This is a genomic window from Prochlorococcus sp. MIT 1342 (assembly GCF_047304495.1).
In the GTDB taxonomy this organism is placed as follows: domain Bacteria; phylum Cyanobacteriota; class Cyanobacteriia; order PCC-6307; family Cyanobiaceae; genus Prochlorococcus; species Prochlorococcus marinus_D.
Genome location: NZ_CP138957.1, coordinates 257,513 through 273,234 on the forward strand (window position 1 = coordinate 257,513; position 15,722 = coordinate 273,234).

Genomic DNA, 15,722 nt, shown 5'->3' on the forward strand with positions numbered 1-15,722 from the left:
GATGTAATGGCCTTAAAGCCAATGGTTGATTCAGTTTATTTGCTGAATTAGAGTTCTAAACCCTGTTCTTGTTGCCGAGTTGTTCGTACTGATTGCACGATAAGCTCGTCGGCATCTGTTTGCTCAAGAGGTAGATCAAACCAAAAGGTTGTGCCCAGCTCAACCTCACTGGCCATTCGGATTTGGCCGCCATGCTTTTCGATGATGCCGCGCACGATTGATAGTCCAAGACCGGTGCCGGCTTCTGTATGCACGGCATTTTCCACACGATAGAAGCGGTCAAAAATATGTTGTTGGTCATCCTGATTGATGCCATGGCCTGTGTCCGAAACTTCTACGCGGAGCTTGGGGAGTGGTGAGAAAAATTCGCAATGTGGTGCTGATTTGCTGCTCTCGATTGGAGACATTTTGCAGCTATCAGGCCATGTGTAGGCTCGCACCATCAGGCTTCCACCAGCACGACTAAACTTGAGCCCATTGCCGACTAAATTGTCGAGCACTTGGAGTAATAGATCCCAATTTCCCAGGATTGTTGGTAGCTCATCATCTGTATTGAACTCAATATGAATCTGCTTGTCATCTGCATTAAGCCGATAGTTGCGTAGGGTTTGCTCGATGGCAGGGCGAAGATCCATGGGCTCGAACTGCACGGTCCGTCCGGATTCCAATCGCGAAAGGTCGAGTACATCATTAACGAGTCGAGCCAGCCTATCGGTTTCGGAATTAGCAACACCTAAGAATTCTTTCTTTTCTTCTTCGCTGAGTTGATCACCGAGATCATGCAGTGTTTCTACATAGCTTTTGATATTGAACAGTGGTGTTCTAAGTTCATGTGAAACGTTGCTAATGAAGCGGCTTTGGGCTGCATTGAGCTCCACTTCTCTTGTGAGGTCCTGCACTGTGATTGCGATGCCTTTAAGGGTTTCACCGCTTTGATCACGTACTGACTGCAACACGATGCGAAGTGTGCGTGATGGTTCTTCAAGACTGCAACGCAGATCGTTACTTTCACCGATATTGCGCAGCAGAGATTGAAGTGGATCATGCAGTTCGTTTGCGATGATCTCTGGTAACTCATTGAGCAGTTCCTGGCCCTCAAGATTTCGACCTTCCCAGCGAAATAGCCGCCGTGCTGTTGGGTTGGCCAGCACGATTTGTCCAACTTCATCGAGCAGTAAAGCGCCATCGGCCATCGTGGCAATCAGCGATTGCTGCTTCACTTGGGCGGCAGTGAGCTCTTCAATATTGGCGGCGTCATAGGCCTCCAGTTGGGAGGCCATGGCGTTGAAGCCATTCAGGAGTTCTCCCAGTTCTCCTCCCATCGGTAGAGCGATTCGAGCTTCGAAATTGCCGGAAGCAATGGCCCTTACACCCCGCAGCAGCTCCTTCACAGGCTGCGTGATCGTTAGAGCATTGAAAACGGCGCCGAGAATTACAAGCACCCAGATGGAGATGAAGACGGCAATCGTCACCTGTCGCGTGAGAGCCGCGCTGGCAAGAGCTGTGTCGTTGGGGTTGACCCCCAGAGCCAGTGTTCCCAGATAATCACCTTTCCACACCAGTGGAACGAAGACATCGGTGAGTTGACCTTGAGGGGTGAGGTGCTGGCGAATCAGTGCGTTTTCTGGTCGTGATGGCAGCTCTGCTGGCAGTTCCAAGCGATGGTTGAGTTGCAGATCGTTATCACCGCTGACAGGGGAAGCGCTAATGGGGATTCCCAGATAGATCAAGCCATCTGGGTCGGCGAAGAAGATGTAACGAAGGCTGCGCGAGCGCCAGAATTGTTCGGCAACAGTTGCCAGTTCCCTGTCACGTCCTTGGGCGACAAGTTCAGTGACGTTTCCGGAAAGGAGGAGTCCTAGATCCCTGGCGTAACGCGTGTCATTCATCCCTGCATCCCTTTGGATGCCGTTGAGGACGAAGAAGGTGACGCCTGTCATCAGCAGGCTTACCACCAGTGTGGCGATTGCCAACAACTTGGTTTGCAGGCTGAATTCTGCCCACCAGAGATAGATGCGTTCCCCCCAGCCGGGTGGCTCTGGTGGGGGTTGGCCATCTCCTGGGGGAGCCCACTCTGCGATGGCTTGCGAAGTACTGCTGGCCATCAACCCATTCAGCGTCTCTTCACCCTAGGACTGGCGCACTTGGTGACCGATGTCCCGGCGGTAAGTGATCCCTTCGAAATGCACCTGATCAAGACCTTGGTAGGCGTTTGAGAAGGCCTGATCAAAATCGTTTGCTTGAGCTACAACCGCCAACACTCTGCCGCCATTGGTCAGTTGATCTCCCTCTTCAGTGCAGCGGGTGCCAGCATGGAAAAGCTGTAGGGATGGGCCTGGCTGCAGCTGAATGTTGAGGCGGTCACCCTTGCGGGGTGCATTGGGGTAGCCCGCTGCTGCTGCCACGACACATGCACTGCAGCAGTCCTCGATCAATAGCTCTGGTGCTTGATCGAGGCAACCAAGTGCACAAGCCTGCAGAACTTTTGCCAGCTCTGGACCCATCAGTGGCATGAGGGTCTGGCATTCGGGATCGCCGAAGCGACAGTTGAATTCAATCACCTGCGGCCCAGAGGGGGTGAGCATCAATCCGGCATAGATGACACCTCGATAGTCGATGCCTCGCTGCTTCAGGGTCGCAAGGGTTGGCTCAAGGACAACCCTGCGCACAAGGTCGAGTCCTGCTGCATCGAGCAGGGGAGCCGGGGCATAAGCCCCCATGCCCCCGGTGTTAGGGCCCCTGTCGCCGTCCTCTAGACGTTTGTGATCCTGTGCAGGGGGCAGCAATAACAATTGCTCGCCATCGCAGAGTGCGAAGACGGATACTTCTGGCCCCTCTAGTCGCTCTTCAAGCACCAATTGGCAACCGGCAGCTCCGAATCGGCCGCTGAAGACCTCCTGGATCGCTTCAGCTGTTGCTTCGATGCTGTCGGCCACGCAGACCCCTTTGCCTGCTGCTAAACCATCGGCCTTAACAACCAAGGGTTGTTGCACTTGATTCAGCACGCTCAGAGCGTCTGCTGCTGTGCTCACTGTCCAGTGTTTTGCTGTTGGCACGCCGGCTTGAGCCATCAGGGTTTTGGACCAGGCTTTGCTGGCTTCCAGCTGGGCACCCTCGGCCCCTGGCCCAAATACAGCTAGCCCGGCCTTGCGCAGTCCGTCAGCCACGCCAGCGGCCAGTGGAGCTTCCGGCCCTATTACCACTAGATCGATCTGAAGCGATTGGCAGGCATCAATCAGGCCATTGACGTCGGTTTCTGCGATCGTCAGGCACCCACAGCCCCTGTGCTCTTTTGTGCCCCCATTCCCTGGTGTGACCCAGACGTCTTCTATACCGGAACAGCGTCGTAGTGCCCATGCAAGGGCGTTTTCACGCCCACCACTGCCAACAACAAGCAGCCGCTCTAAAGGGGGGAGAGGATGGGGACGGGTGCTGGACATGGCCATAGGAACAAGCAGGGACGGGGAAGCCCCCTAGGTTTGAGCAGGTCGGATCTCGTCAGAGGAATCCGTTGCCCTCTTCCATCTTTGTTGAACGACTCAACTCCATGGGGATTCATTCGCTGCCGCTGACTGTGCTGTTGCTGGCTTCCGTTAGTCAGGCTGCGCCTCTTCATTCAGCGCCTGATCCCCGTGCTCCCGCTACGGAGCCCATGGCTGAACTGGTTTATCGGCAAGTGTTGCTTGATGGGGCGATACCAGAGCTCAAAACAGCTTGTGCTGACGCAGCCCTGTTTGGCTTCAACTTGCGTCTGCAGGAACTTCGTAATCGCCTGATTGACATTGCTCCTGCACCTCAACCCTTTGAGGTTGTGATTGCCAATGCTGAAGCACTGATGGTCTGCAAGGCTCCAGCTAGCACGCAGACGGTGCTCAGTCGTATCAGCCCAGCGCCAGGCAGTCAGCGTCGCGCTTGGTTGCTGCTCTCCTGGCAGGCGGCCAACGCATCTTTGGATCATGCTCAGGCGGCCCTCGCTCTGCGACGCCTGGCAAATGGTGATCTCACGTCATTGAATTTTGAGCAGCTCATCGTTGGCTATGGAGACGATGGCCTGCCTCTGACTCGCGCTGCTCTTGATCTCTTGGTGGAACATGAGCTTTCCCTGGATCGTTCGGCTGAGGCGGTCATGGTGCTGTTGGCTGGCCGTGAGCGTGGCGCATTGGGGGCCCGCCGTCTTGCGCTGGCCGCTGAGTTGCTTCAAGCTCTAGGCAACGATCAGCACTCAACACTGTTGGAATCAGCCCTTGACCAGGCGGCTGCAGATCAAGCTTGGGGGCTGGCAGAAGACTTGCTGCGATTGCAATTGAAGTTCGATTTAGCAGCGGGTGGTGACGGCTTAAGGCCCCGACAACGTCTAGAGCGTCTCGCTAATCGCCTCGATGACCGCTACACCCTGTGGGAGTTGGTTCGGGGGGATCTAGATCAGCAGGATGCTGCAACTCTGCTAGAGCAAGAGCTGCGCTCGCCGCGTCAGCCTGGCGGCCATGCTGCTGTTGAAGCGCATCAAAGTGCGCCTCCTGTTTCAGTTCCATCAGAATTCAAATGACGCCAGATCACGGCCCTCTGCTCTATGAGGGCAAGGCCAAAAGGGTCTTCGCTGCGGATCAGCCTGATCGTGTGTTGGTGGAGTTCAAGAATGACGCCACGGCGTTTAATGCACTTAAACGGGCTGAACTCGAGGGCAAGGGGCGACTGAACTGTCAGATCTCGGCACGACTGTTCGAGATGCTTGAGCGCGAGAGGGTGCCTACCCACTACCTCGGCCTAGCCGCCGAAACCTGGATGCTTGTTCAGCATGTTGATGTGATTCCCCTAGAGGTTGTTATTCGCAACGTGGCGACTGGATCGCTTTGTCAACAAACGCCGATTGCGGCTGGTACTGAGCTTTCGCCCGCTTTGTTGGACCTCTACTACAAGGACGACAATTTGGGAGATCCCTTGCTGAGCGAATCAAGGCTGCAGCTGCTTGGATTAATCAGTTCGCAGCAGCGTTTAGAGATCGAACAGTTGGCCCGTCGGGTGAATCAGCTGTTGCTGTCATTTTTTGAGAGCTTGGACCTGTTGTTGGTGGACTTCAAGCTCGAACTTGGACTCAACAGTGCAGGCACTCTGCTGGTGGCGGATGAAATAAGTCCTGATACCTGCAGGCTTTGGGACCATCGAAATAGCGACCCCCAGGCCCGCATCCTGGATAAGGATCGCTTCCGTCAGGACCTTGGTGGAGTGATTGAAGCCTACGGGGAGATCCTCAAACGGGTCCAAGGGGTATGAGCTAATCCCTTCAACTGCAGGTAATGTCAGCGCACATTTGGCGGCTTTGTAGCCGGATTCTTATCACCCATGGCCAGCTTCCTATCTAGCGGACCCTCGGATGCCTTGCGGCGAGGTGCATTTGGCCTGGTTCTGACCTTGCCGCTTCTTGCTGCTCCTGCGCGCGCTCAGACACCCGAGCAGGACACTCAGCCCCCAGCTACGGAGATCTTGGTTAACGATGATGTCCAGGTGGAGGAGGTGGCCACTCCTGAAGGCGTCGTCGAGGAAAGCCTCGAGGTCGAGCAGATTCAGGTCACCCCTGCTGAGCAGCAAGAGCTGCCTCTCAACGCATCTGAACAGTTGCCTGAGGAGCCTCGTGTCTTGATCACCGAGGTGATCATCGAAGGGATTGCAGGCCATCCGGAGCAAGAGCGTGTAGAACTCGCCGCTTATGACGCCATGGTTGTGCGTCCCGGTAGTCGTGTGACTCGAGATGAGCTCAAACGTGATCTCGATGCGATTTACGCCACGGGCTGGTTTTCTGATGTGCGTATTGAGCCGAGTGACGGCCCTTTAGGGGTTCAGCTCGTGGTGCAGGTGCAGCCCAATCCATTGCTCACCAAAGTGGAACTTGATCCACCTGATGTTGAGCTTACTGAATCTGTGATTGAGGAAACATTCAGCCCCGACTACGGCAGGACTCTCAATCTCAATGAACTGCAGGCTCGTATGAAGGAGTTGCAGCAGTGGTACGCAAACGAGGGCTATTCCCTGGCTCGGGTCACCGGTCCTACGCGCGTTTCTCCAGAGGGAGTGGTGCAGCTCAAGGTGACCCAGGGCACGGTGGCAGGGGTGGAAGTGCAGTTCCTCAATAAGGAAGGTGATTCCATCGATGAGAAGGGTGAGCCGATTAATGGCAAGACCAAGCCCTGGGTGATTACACGAGAAATATCAATCAAGCCTGGCGAAGTGTTTAATCGAAATCAGCTTGAGGCTGATATTAAGCGTCTCTATGGCACATCTCTTTTCAGTGATGTCAAAGTCACCTTGAAACCGGTTGCTGGTGAACCTGGCAATGTGACAATCATTCTTGGCATTGTTGAGCAGTCCACCGGTTCGTTGTCAGGTGGTCTGGGTTATAGCCAGAGTCAGGGTGTCTTTGGCCAGATACAACTTCAGGACAGCAATCTTTTTGGTCGTGCCTGGAATATGGCATTGAACATTACTTATGGTCAGTATGGAGGCTTGGGAAGCATTACATTTACCGATCCATGGATTAAGGGTGATGCCCACCGCACATCATTCCGTACCTCTTTATTCCTCAGTCGTGAGGTGCCGCAAGTTTTTCAGAGCCAAAATAATGGCAATATTCGCACCCTTAAAGATTACTATGATGGCAATTCAAATTACGCTTATCAAATTAATAAGACTGATAACCCTGCTGGTCGAAAATTTGATTCCGTTTCAAAGGCTGAGAGTGAATATCCACAGTACAGCTGGTTTGACTATGAGGGTAACTCTGTTGCCTTGCAAAGAATTGGCGGCAATATAATTTTTGCAAGGCCTCTAAATGGAGGTGACCCTTACAAGAAGGCCCCATGGAATGTCTTGGCTGGTTTGAACATTCAAAAGGTTCGCCCGATTAACTTCTCTGGTGATAGTCGCCCTTATGGTGTCGCAAGTGATGACATTAAGCATGGCCAAGTGCCTGATGAGGATGTAGTTTGTATCGCCTTTGATTGTGCAGATGAAAACAATCTTCTTGGTGTAAGAGTTGCGGCTACTTATAACAATTTGAATGATCCTCGTAATCCAACTTCTGGCAACTTCTTTAGTTTTGGCACTGAGCAATTTGTATCTGTTGGGGAGCATTCACCGACTTTTAATCGTCTTCGGACTAGCTATACACATTTCATTCCAGTTAATTGGTTGAAACTTGCCAAGGGCTGCCGTCCTAAGCCAGGGGAACCGGAAAATTGTCCTCAGGCCCTTGCTTTTCAGGTTAAGGCAGGCACAGTTTTAGGCGATCTGCCTCCTTATGAAGCCTTCTGTCTTGGTGGATCTAATTCTGTAAGAGGTTGGAGTGATTGTGATTTGTCTGTGGGACGAAGCTTTGTTGAAGCGACGATTGAATATCGATTCCCGATTTGGAATATCGTCTCTGGTGAGGTTTTCGTTGATGGCGGTACTGATTTAGGTTCTCAAGAGAATGTTCCTGGTAAGCCAGGCAAACTTCTCGACAAGCCTGGTTCTGGATTCTCGATCGGTTCTGGTCTGATTGTTACCACTCCAGTAGGGCCATTGCGCCTTGAGGTGGCAACGCAGGATTTCACCGATGAGTGGCGCTTTAATCTCGGGGTTGGCTGGAAGTTCTAGTGGCTTTTTGGCCCACGAGTTATGACCGTGCTTGGACCCTAGGCGGAGCTGTCTCAAGACGAGGTATTGGGCTTCATGGTGGGGAGGTCGCCGAAGTGCGTTTACAGCCTTCGGCGCAAGTTGGCTTCCATGTCTCCTGGCTGGACAACAGCGACCCACCAGTCACTTTGGGGCCACATCAGGTTCGCGATAGTCAGCTTTGCACCACTTTGGAACTGGGCGACCGCCATTTAGGCACGGTGGAACATCTACTTGCGGCCTTGGCTGGCTGTGGCTTGACCCATGTGGAGATCCAGGTTGGTGGTGAGGAAATACCGCTTCTTGATGGTTCAGCTCTGGGCTGGGTGGAGGCGATAGCAGAGGTGGGCCTTACTCCTGCTGCAACCCCTCGTGCCGATCCGCTCGTGCTTGAGCGTGCTTTGGTGTGTCATCGCGGTAGCAGTGTGATCACAGCGACACCTGCCGAGCGCTTCAATGTTGTTGGTGTGATTGATTTCCCACAAGCTGCTATTGGTCATCAGATGATGGCGCTTGAGCTCACTCCAGAGGGGTTTACGGAACAGATTGCTCCGGCGAGAACATTTGGGTTTCGCGAACAGGTGGATCAGCTCTTGGCGGCGGGCCTTATCCAGGGAGGTGCTCTCGACAATGCCTTGGTTTGTGATGGTGATCACTGGTTGAACCCGCCACTGCGATTTGCTGATGAACCAGTGCGCCATAAGCTCTTGGACTTGATCGGAGACCTTGCACTTGTGGGATTCCCTCAGGCTCAGGTTCTCGTCTATCGGGGCTCCCATGGACTCCATAACGATCTGGCGAATGCTCTCCTTGCCGTCTGTCCTGTGACTGTCTCTTGACCGATCCCTCTCCTAATACTGCTGTGTTGACTAGTGAGCAGATCATGGGGCTGCTGCCTCATCGTTATCCGTTTGCACTGGTTGATCGTGTTGTGCTCCATGAACCTGGCCAGCGGGCTATTGCGATCAAAAATGTGACCCTTAATGAACCTCAGTTCCAGGGTCATTTCCCTGGTCGTCCTTTGATGCCTGGGGTCTTGATTGTTGAGGCGATGGCCCAGGTGGGTGGTTTGATCGTGGCCCAGATGCCAGATCTGCCCAAGGGGTTATTCGTGTTTGCAGGTATTGATGCAGTTCGTTTTCGCCGTCCGGTGGTGCCAGGAGATCAGCTCACGATTAGCTGCGAGCTGCTTAGCTTGAAGCGGCAGCGCTTTGGCAAGGTCAGGGGCGAAGCCAGGGTGGAGGGCCAGCTGGTTTGCTCTGGTGAGTTGATGTTTTCCTTGGTGGACTGAGGATCATGAGCGAGGTGAGCAAACTCTCAGCGATCACTGCCGAAAAAAAGGCTCAGGTTCACCCTTCGGCTGTTGTGGATCCTCGTGCTGAGCTCGCTTCCGGTGTCATTGTTGGGCCGGGAGCAGTGATTGGACCTGACGTGAAGATTGGTCCTGATACCTGGATTGGTCCCCATGTGGTGCTCGATGGCCGTTTGACCCTTGGCGCCAAGAACCGGGTCTTCCCCGGTGCCTGCCTTGGTCTTGAGCCACAGGACCTCAAGTATCGCGGCGCACCCACAGAGGTGGTGATTGGCGATGCCAACACAATTAGGGAATACGTCACCATCAACCGGGCCACGGAGGAAGGTGAACAGACCAAGATCGGTGATCACAACTTGTTGATGGCCTATTGCCACCTTGGTCACAACTGTGAGCTGGGCAATGGGATTGTGATGTCGAATGGAATTCAAGTGGCTGGTCATGTCGTGGTCGAAGACCGGGCCGTGATCGGCGGCTGCTTAGGAATTCACCAATTCGTTCACATTGGCAGTCTTGCCATGGTTGGAGGCATGACAAGGGTTGATCGCGATGTCCCCCCGTACTGCCTCGCCGAAGGGCATCCAGGTCGATTGAGGGGGCTTAATCGCGTTGGCCTGCGGCGCAGTGGTCTGCAGACTCAAGAGGGAGGAGAGCTTGGCCAGTTGCAGGAGATTTGGAATCTGCTGTTTCGATCTGATCATGTCTTTGTTGAGGGGTTGCGGCTTGCTCGACAAGAGCAGTTGATGCCAGCGGCTGCACACCTCTGTGCCTTTCTGGAGGCCTCGATTGAGAAGGGACGTCGCGGTCCTATGCCTGCGATGTCTTTGAGTCGCTGATGGTGCGCCTGCTGATCAGCACTGGCGAGGTCTCTGGTGATTTGCAGGGAAGTCTCTTGATTCAAGCTCTCCAAAGGGAGGTTGAACGGCGATCCTTACCGCTTGAGTTGATGGCCCTTGGAGGTCCCCGCATGCAGGCTTCTGGTGCAGAACTGCTTGCTAATACGGCTCCGATGGGTGCGATTGGACTTTGGGAGGCCCTGCCTCTGGTGCTCCCCACTTTGCGACTTCAGTCTCGGGTGGATCACGTTCTCAAGCAGCGACCACCCGATGCCGTGGTGCTGATCGATTACATGGGGGCCAACGTGCGCTTGGGGCACAAGTTACGGCGCTGGTTTCCCAGGGTGCCGATCATTTACTACATCGCTCCTCAGGAATGGGCTTGGCGTTTTGGCGATGGAGGCACCACTCAGTTGCTGAGTTTCACCGACAGAATTTTGGCGATCTTTCCGGTTGAAGCTGAGTTCTATTCCCAGCGGGGGGCCAAGGTGACTTGGGTCGGTCATCCATTACTCGATACGGTGAGTGTGCTGCCTGATCGTCAGCAGGCGCGTGAGCGGCTTGGCTTGCAGCCTGGCCAAAGATTGTTGTTGCTTTTACCGGCTTCCCGGCAACAGGAACTTCGTTACTTGATGCCCACTCTCGCCAAGGCAGCAGCTTTGCTTCAGCAGCGTGACCCATCCCTTGAGGTGATTGTTCCTGCAGGATTAGCAAGTTTTGAGACGTCTTTGCAGGAGGCTCTTGAGGCAGCGGCAGTTCGAGGGCGAGTCCTTTCGGCTCAGCAGGCCGATGAACTCAAGCCAATGCTTTATGCGGCGGCGGATCTTGCCCTCGGCAAATCAGGCACCGTCAATATGGAGCTGGCCTTGCGTGGCGTTCCCCAGGTGGTGGGCTACAAGGTGAGTCGGATTACAGCATTTGTGGCTCGACACTTTTTGCGCTTTCGGGTGGACCATATCTCGCCGGTGAATCTGTTGCTGAAGGAACGGCTTGTGCCGGAATTACTACAGGATGAGTTCACTGCAGAAGCACTTGTGCAGGCAGCTATTCCTTTATTGGAGGATCCTGCCCAGCGTCATGAGATGCTCGAGGGCTATCGGCGATTGCGGCAGACGCTTGGTGTTCCAGGTGTTACCGATAGGGCAGCCAAGGAAATCCTTGATTTAACCAAGACATGAAGACAACGTTTCGACCTTTGAGGAGAGGGTGGATTGCCATCTTTCTCTGTGTTGCCTTACTTGGCTTGCCGCTTCAAGTTTTGGCGTCAGTCGAGGAAGCCGTTTTTGCCGGGGGCTGCTTCTGGTGTCTTGAGCATGATCTGGAGGGATTAACCGGTGTGATTTCTGCTGAGAGTGGTTATACAGGTGGTGATTTGCCTCGCCCCACCTATCGCCAGGTGAGCTCTAAGACCACAGGTCATCAAGAGGCCGTACAGGTGCGATTTGATGCCGCTCAAATCAGCTATGCAGAGCTATTACGCAGCTATTGGCGCAATGTTGACCCTCTTGATGGTGATGGCCAATTTTGTGATCAAGGTGACTCCTATCGACCTGTGATCTTCACCCGAGATGACCAGCAGGCCAGCGAGGCTCGTGAGAGTGCTGATTCTGCGGCTTTGGAACTGGCCCAGCCCATGAGCAATTTGAGAGTTGAGATCAAACCTTTAAGCGAATTCTGGCTTGCTGAGGATTACCACCAGAATTACGCGGAGCTCAATAGCATCAAATACAATTTCTATCGTTACAGCTGTGGCCGCGACCGTCGGCTAGATCAGCTATGGGGTGACAAAGCACGAACCGGCTTGCCCTGGCAGCGCCCAGATCAAGCAAATCTAAGGAAAAAATAAAATCAGGATGACCTTTGGAATCGTGCAGTTTGCAGTGAAGATGCGGGTTTCCACCCATCCCTCCTGCTGAAAAACCTGCTTACCATCTACTGGAGATTTAAGTAGGAGATGTATGTATCTGCTGACCGTTAAGGATGGACTGGTGACTCGGCATGTAGGCCCGTATCCTTCTCCGCAGCAGGCTTCCGATGACTTGGAAAGGGTTTTGGAGTCTTTTTCTGAACGGGCACGTTGGCAGATTCATGCCTTGGAATGCCCCAAGACCCTTTCGCTTTCAGAGCGGATTCATGCCAGGAATGGGGCGATGAATGTTGCAGCCTCATGAGTTAGGCGGTCTTTCCCTCTCCCTCTGGCTTTGATGCTCAAAGCTTCTTTGATGAGATCGCTATTGAATACCAGGTCAAGGTCTGTCGTCATTCAAGCCAGTTCAATATCCCGCATCAAAATTCAGGGCCCCGATTCTGATCAAGCAAGCGAAAACTCTTTGCTGATCAATTTTTTGCATAGGTTGCTAGCTCCAGGCATGAGCATTGCCAACCCTCGCGACCTTGAGCGATCAACGTTGTACTCGTGTTGTGATTCCTTCTTCAGCTCCTTTTTCGCTGAGTTGAATGCAAAGCCTCTTGACTCAAGACTGACTACAAATCCAATTCACCAAAGTGCGAACCCCGTAGCCAGTGGCACCAGATGGATTGAGGCCACGGCCTTTTTCAGACCAGACCGTTCCGGCGATGTCGATGTGGGCCCATGGGATGGAGGCCTCAACAAACTCTTTGAGGAAAAGAGCCGCGGTAATGGATCCGCCAGGACGAGGTCCCGTGTTCTTGAGGTCAGCGAGGTTGGATTTGAGACCCTCTCGATAGGAGCTTGGCAATGGCATGCGCCAAAGGCCTTCGCCGGCCGCCTCGGCGGCAGCAGTTAGGCCCTCAGCCAGGGGATCATGACTTGTCCAAAGGCCAGCGATCTCGTCGCCAAGTGCAATAACGCAAGCCCCTGTAAGGGTTGCTAAATCCACGATTGCGTCTGGTTCGAGTCCGCAGGTGTATACCAGTGCATCGGCAAGGGTCAGACGGCCTTCGGCATCGGTGTTGTTGATCTCGATGGTCGTGCCGTTTGAGGCCCGCACGATGTCTCCTGGATGGACAGCGGATCCATTCACCATGTTTTCGCAGGCTGCCACGATCACATGCACTTCCACTCCCTTGGGTCGCAGTTCTGCAATCGCTCGGGCGGCCCCAAGTACAGCTGCGCTGCCGCCCATGTCGAACTTCATCAGATCGATCTGGGCAGCTCCAACCTTGAGGTTGTATCCACCGGAATCGAAGGTCAGTCCCTTGCCTACAAGGGCCAGTCGTCGTTGAACTGGTCCTTGAGGGCGATAGATGAGGTGAATGAATTTTGGCTCCAGATCAGAACCTTGAGAGACTGCTAGGTAGGCACCCATTTCCCGTTCGGCGCAGTCAGACCGCTCCAGCACAGTGCACTCGAGGCCGTGTTCGTGGGCAAGTTGAATCGCTGTTTGGGCGAGGGCCGCAGGGGTAAGACTGTTGGCAGGAGCCGCAACCAGTTGCCTTGCTAGCTCCACTCCCGCACAGGTGGGGTGAACGGCTTGAAGATCTTTGCCGGCTGAGTCGGGCAGACCAATGAGCTCCAGTTTTGTGGGCGTAGAGCGGGGCTCAGGAGCACTGCGAAAGCGGAGGTCTTTATAGAGGGAAAGGCGAACGGCTTCTGCGACGGCCCTTGCGGCAGATGCCCCATCCAAGGGCTCCCAGGGGAGCATCATCCCAAGGGTTCCATTGCATCCGAGGCTTGCTTTCGCTCCCAGGGCAGCCGCCTTGCGAAGGTCGTCAAGCCTCATCTTCTGGGGTTCTCCGAGCCCTACGAGCACCAGCAGGCTTGGCTTGTTTTGGAGCAGTTGAACGGTGGCGATTTCTCCGGATTTGCCTTTGAACATCTGCTTCTCAAGGCTCTGCATCAGAGAGCCTTTGCAGACTGTTTCCAGCTCTTGTAAACGTTCCTCCATCTTTCCCTCAAACATGCCCACCATGAGCACATCGCCAGTCCAGCTCTGCAAGGTTGCTGGAAAAAGGCAAATCTCCATGGGATGTTGATGAGGTGGCGCGATGTTAGCCGTGCCGTTTAGCTGCATTCAGCTGTGAACGGGGTGCTCCAGCGAGCTCTTGTTTCTTTGTTGAACGGTGGCAGCCAGCGCTGGATCAGTTGTTGCTCGAGCTGTCGACGGGCTTTGGTGCTCTCGGGAACATCGCTCCAAAAACGGATGCTGAGCTGGCTTGTTAGTCCTGCCTTGGCAAGGGCTTCGGCATAGGCCGCCAGGTAGGCCTTGCAATCATGCTCACCCTTCCAGCGGCGATCTGCAGCAATCGTTTCGCCCACATAAAGCAATAAAGGAGTGTTGAGGTCTGCTGGGCGGTCCATCACCAGATAAACGGCTGGGCCATGGTGAGGGCTGTTAGGCCAGCGCCAGAAGCTCAGGGGGAGAGGGGTGAGCTGCAGGGGCTTTAATTGTTCGATGACTGTTTCGTGATCGCTACCAAACAGCGAGCTCTGCCGAGCGATGTCTGGCTCTCCTTGGAAGAGATCGGCTTGATGGCCTTGAATGCGCCTCTGCCAGTTTTGTAAAAGGTCGCGGCTAAGAATGAGCTCCTGGCGGGGGGCGAGCCCTGCGGATAGAACTTGGTTTGGGAATAGGTGTCCCTGACCACGCGCGGTTTCCATCGATTGATCACCTTTGCGGAAGCTTTGGAGCTGCGCTTGTTGGCTCAAAGTGCAAGATGCCAATCAACCTTTTGGGATCGCTCATTCAGGCGGACGTTACCGAGTCAGTGAAGGCAGCGTTATTGCCAACGTGGCAGTCTTTGAGGTAACTCCACCAGCCCATCACGAAAAGCCACCACCACAGCATGGGTGCGATCTCGTGCAGGCAATTTTTGCAGCAGGTTGTGCACATGGCTCTTGACCGTATCGATCGAGAGATAGAGCTCATCGGCAATGTTCTGATTGCTCATCCCTTTACAGATTCCTCGAAGCACATCTCCCTCGCGCAAGCTGAGGTTGTCGATTTGGCTGCTGCTCTTGCCATTGCCGAGACGACCGTGACGTAAAACTCCTGCAACCACACTGTCTAAGTAGGTTCCATCGCTTTCGATTGCGCTTAGAGCTGCTAGCAGGGTGCCACTGCCGACGAGCTCATGGGCACAGAGGCCATCGCAATGGGCTTCGATTGCATCCAGCAGGGTGCGTAATACAGGTCGTTGAATCAGCATCAGGGCCTTGAGATCAGGCTTGAGCTGTTTTGCTTTACGGACCAGGCTTGGGCCATTCCCGCTCTCCAGTAGATCGGTGCAGATCAGGAGATCTGCATTAGAGCTTTTCAGGCAACTGAGGGTCTCGTCCTCACCGGTTGCAGCGCCCACTACGGGACCCAGACAATCAAACCAGCCCACCCAACTTGTGATTAAGACGCGATCGGCTGTGGCGACAACAGTGCGACTGCGACGTAGTAGGGGATGGCTTTGTTGACTTGTTTTTTGGAGAGAAGAGATCCGGGGAGTGATGTCCACTGGTTGCAACCAGGTAACAGGAGCAGTTAGAGCCTCATTGTGGAGATTACGTTGATCCGCACTGTTTCTGACGGCGAGAATTTTGCACAATTCCAACCAACAAGCCCAGGGCGTTCATGGCCTTCTTTGAATCGGAGATTGTTCAGGAGGAGGCCAAGCGGCTGTTCACCGACTATCAACAGCTGATGCAACTCGGTTCTGAATATGGAAAGTTTGATCGGGAGGGTAAAAAAAAGTTCATCGACACCATGGAGGAGTTGATGCAGCGCTATCGCGTGTTTATGAAGCGTTTTGAGCTCTCCGAGGATTTTCAAGCAAAGATGACTGTTGAACAGCTGCGCACTCAGTTGGGCCAGTTCGGGATTACGCCTGAACAGATGTTTGAGCAGATGAATCAAACCTTGACCCGGATGAAGACAGAGCTTGAGCAGGACTCTGGCTGAAAGTGATGACTGGCTGACTCGCTACCCGTACGATCCGCTCAGCTAGAGATCCTCTAA

At 54.1% G+C, this 15,722-nt stretch carries 15 protein-coding genes; 10 read left to right on the plus strand and 5 right to left on the minus strand.

All coding sequences use genetic code 11. The features are described from left to right. Nucleotides 1–47 precede the first annotated feature (47 nt). Nucleotides 48–2,105, minus strand: a complete 2,058-nt coding sequence (locus SIB79_RS01295) for an ATP-binding protein (protein ID WP_063396289.1) — start codon at nucleotides 2,103–2,105, stop codon at nucleotides 48–50. Nucleotides 2,106–2,129: 24 nt separating this feature from the next. Next, entirely contained in the window at nucleotides 2,130–3,446 is a 1,317-nt protein-coding gene (gene purD, locus SIB79_RS01300) for a phosphoribosylamine--glycine ligase (RefSeq protein ID WP_063403608.1), read from the minus strand. 101 nt (nucleotides 3,447–3,547) lie between these two features. On the opposite strand from purD, the gene SIB79_RS01305 reads away from it, so the two are divergent. The 9 genes from SIB79_RS01305 (at nucleotide 3,548) to SIB79_RS01345 (ending at nucleotide 11,966) form a co-directional block, all read left to right on the plus strand. Continuing rightward, entirely contained in the window at nucleotides 3,548–4,546 is a 999-nt protein-coding gene (locus SIB79_RS01305; protein WP_063403609.1) for a hypothetical protein, read from the plus strand. After that, nucleotides 4,543–5,271 carry a phosphoribosylaminoimidazolesuccinocarboxamide synthase gene (gene purC / locus SIB79_RS01310; protein WP_063403610.1) on the plus strand — a complete coding sequence of 243 codons (729 nt, stop codon included), beginning with the start codon at nucleotides 4,543–4,545 and terminating at the stop codon, nucleotides 5,269–5,271. Before SIB79_RS01305 ends, purC begins: the two co-directional genes overlap by 4 nt. A 69-nt stretch (nucleotides 5,272–5,340) precedes the next feature. Further along, nucleotides 5,341–7,629: a BamA/TamA family outer membrane protein gene (locus SIB79_RS01315; RefSeq protein WP_063403611.1), complete on the plus strand. Its 2,289-nt coding sequence runs from the start codon at nucleotides 5,341–5,343 to the stop codon at nucleotides 7,627–7,629. Continuing rightward, nucleotides 7,629–8,486, plus strand: a complete 858-nt coding sequence (gene lpxC / locus SIB79_RS01320; RefSeq protein ID WP_063403612.1) for a UDP-3-O-acyl-N-acetylglucosamine deacetylase — start codon at nucleotides 7,629–7,631, stop codon at nucleotides 8,484–8,486. The genes SIB79_RS01315 and lpxC overlap by 1 nt, the downstream gene beginning before the upstream one ends. Further along, entirely contained in the window at nucleotides 8,483–8,938 is a 456-nt protein-coding gene (gene fabZ, locus SIB79_RS01325) for a 3-hydroxyacyl-ACP dehydratase FabZ (RefSeq protein WP_196757610.1), read from the plus strand. Before lpxC ends, fabZ begins: the two co-directional genes overlap by 4 nt. Nucleotides 8,939–8,943: 5 nt before the next feature. After that, a complete protein-coding gene (gene lpxA / locus SIB79_RS01330; RefSeq protein ID WP_063403613.1) occupies nucleotides 8,944–9,795 on the plus strand; it encodes an acyl-ACP--UDP-N-acetylglucosamine O-acyltransferase in 852 nt (283 codons plus the stop codon). Next, nucleotides 9,795–10,973, plus strand: a complete 1,179-nt coding sequence (gene lpxB / locus SIB79_RS01335) for a lipid-A-disaccharide synthase (protein WP_063403614.1) — start codon at nucleotides 9,795–9,797, stop codon at nucleotides 10,971–10,973. The genes lpxA and lpxB overlap by 1 nt, the downstream gene beginning before the upstream one ends. Next, a complete protein-coding gene (msrA, locus tag SIB79_RS01340) occupies nucleotides 10,970–11,641 on the plus strand; it encodes a peptide-methionine (S)-S-oxide reductase MsrA (protein WP_063403615.1) in 672 nt (223 codons plus the stop codon). Before lpxB ends, msrA begins: the two co-directional genes overlap by 4 nt. 112 nt (nucleotides 11,642–11,753) lie before the next feature. Beyond that, nucleotides 11,754–11,966, plus strand: a complete 213-nt coding sequence (locus SIB79_RS01345) for a hypothetical protein (RefSeq protein ID WP_074161335.1) — start codon at nucleotides 11,754–11,756, stop codon at nucleotides 11,964–11,966. Between the two features lie 303 nt (nucleotides 11,967–12,269). Here the strand turns inward: SIB79_RS01345 and SIB79_RS01350 are convergent, their stop codons facing one another. The 3 genes from SIB79_RS01350 to SIB79_RS01360 form a co-directional block, all read right to left on the minus strand. Continuing rightward, nucleotides 12,270–13,742 (minus strand): leucyl aminopeptidase, encoded by a 1,473-nt coding sequence (locus tag SIB79_RS01350; protein ID WP_063403800.1) that lies wholly within the window; start codon nucleotides 13,740–13,742, stop codon nucleotides 12,270–12,272. A 38-nt stretch (nucleotides 13,743–13,780) separates the two neighbouring features. Further along, complete coding sequence (locus SIB79_RS01355) at nucleotides 13,781–14,377, minus strand: GIY-YIG nuclease family protein (protein WP_155724650.1); 597 nt, start codon at nucleotides 14,375–14,377, stop codon at nucleotides 13,781–13,783. A gap of 119 nt (nucleotides 14,378–14,496) precedes the next feature. Next, nucleotides 14,497–15,222 carry a response regulator transcription factor gene (locus tag SIB79_RS01360; protein WP_063403802.1) on the minus strand — a complete coding sequence of 242 codons (726 nt, stop codon included), beginning with the start codon at nucleotides 15,220–15,222 and terminating at the stop codon, nucleotides 14,497–14,499. A gap of 116 nt (nucleotides 15,223–15,338) precedes the next feature. Here SIB79_RS01360 and SIB79_RS01365 point away from each other — a divergent pair, with 116 nt between their 5' ends. Then, on the plus strand, nucleotides 15,339–15,665 hold the full coding sequence (locus tag SIB79_RS01365; RefSeq protein WP_063396279.1) for a DUF1825 family protein: 327 nt from the start codon (nucleotides 15,339–15,341) through the stop codon (nucleotides 15,663–15,665). Nucleotides 15,666–15,722: the final 57 nt, after the last annotated feature.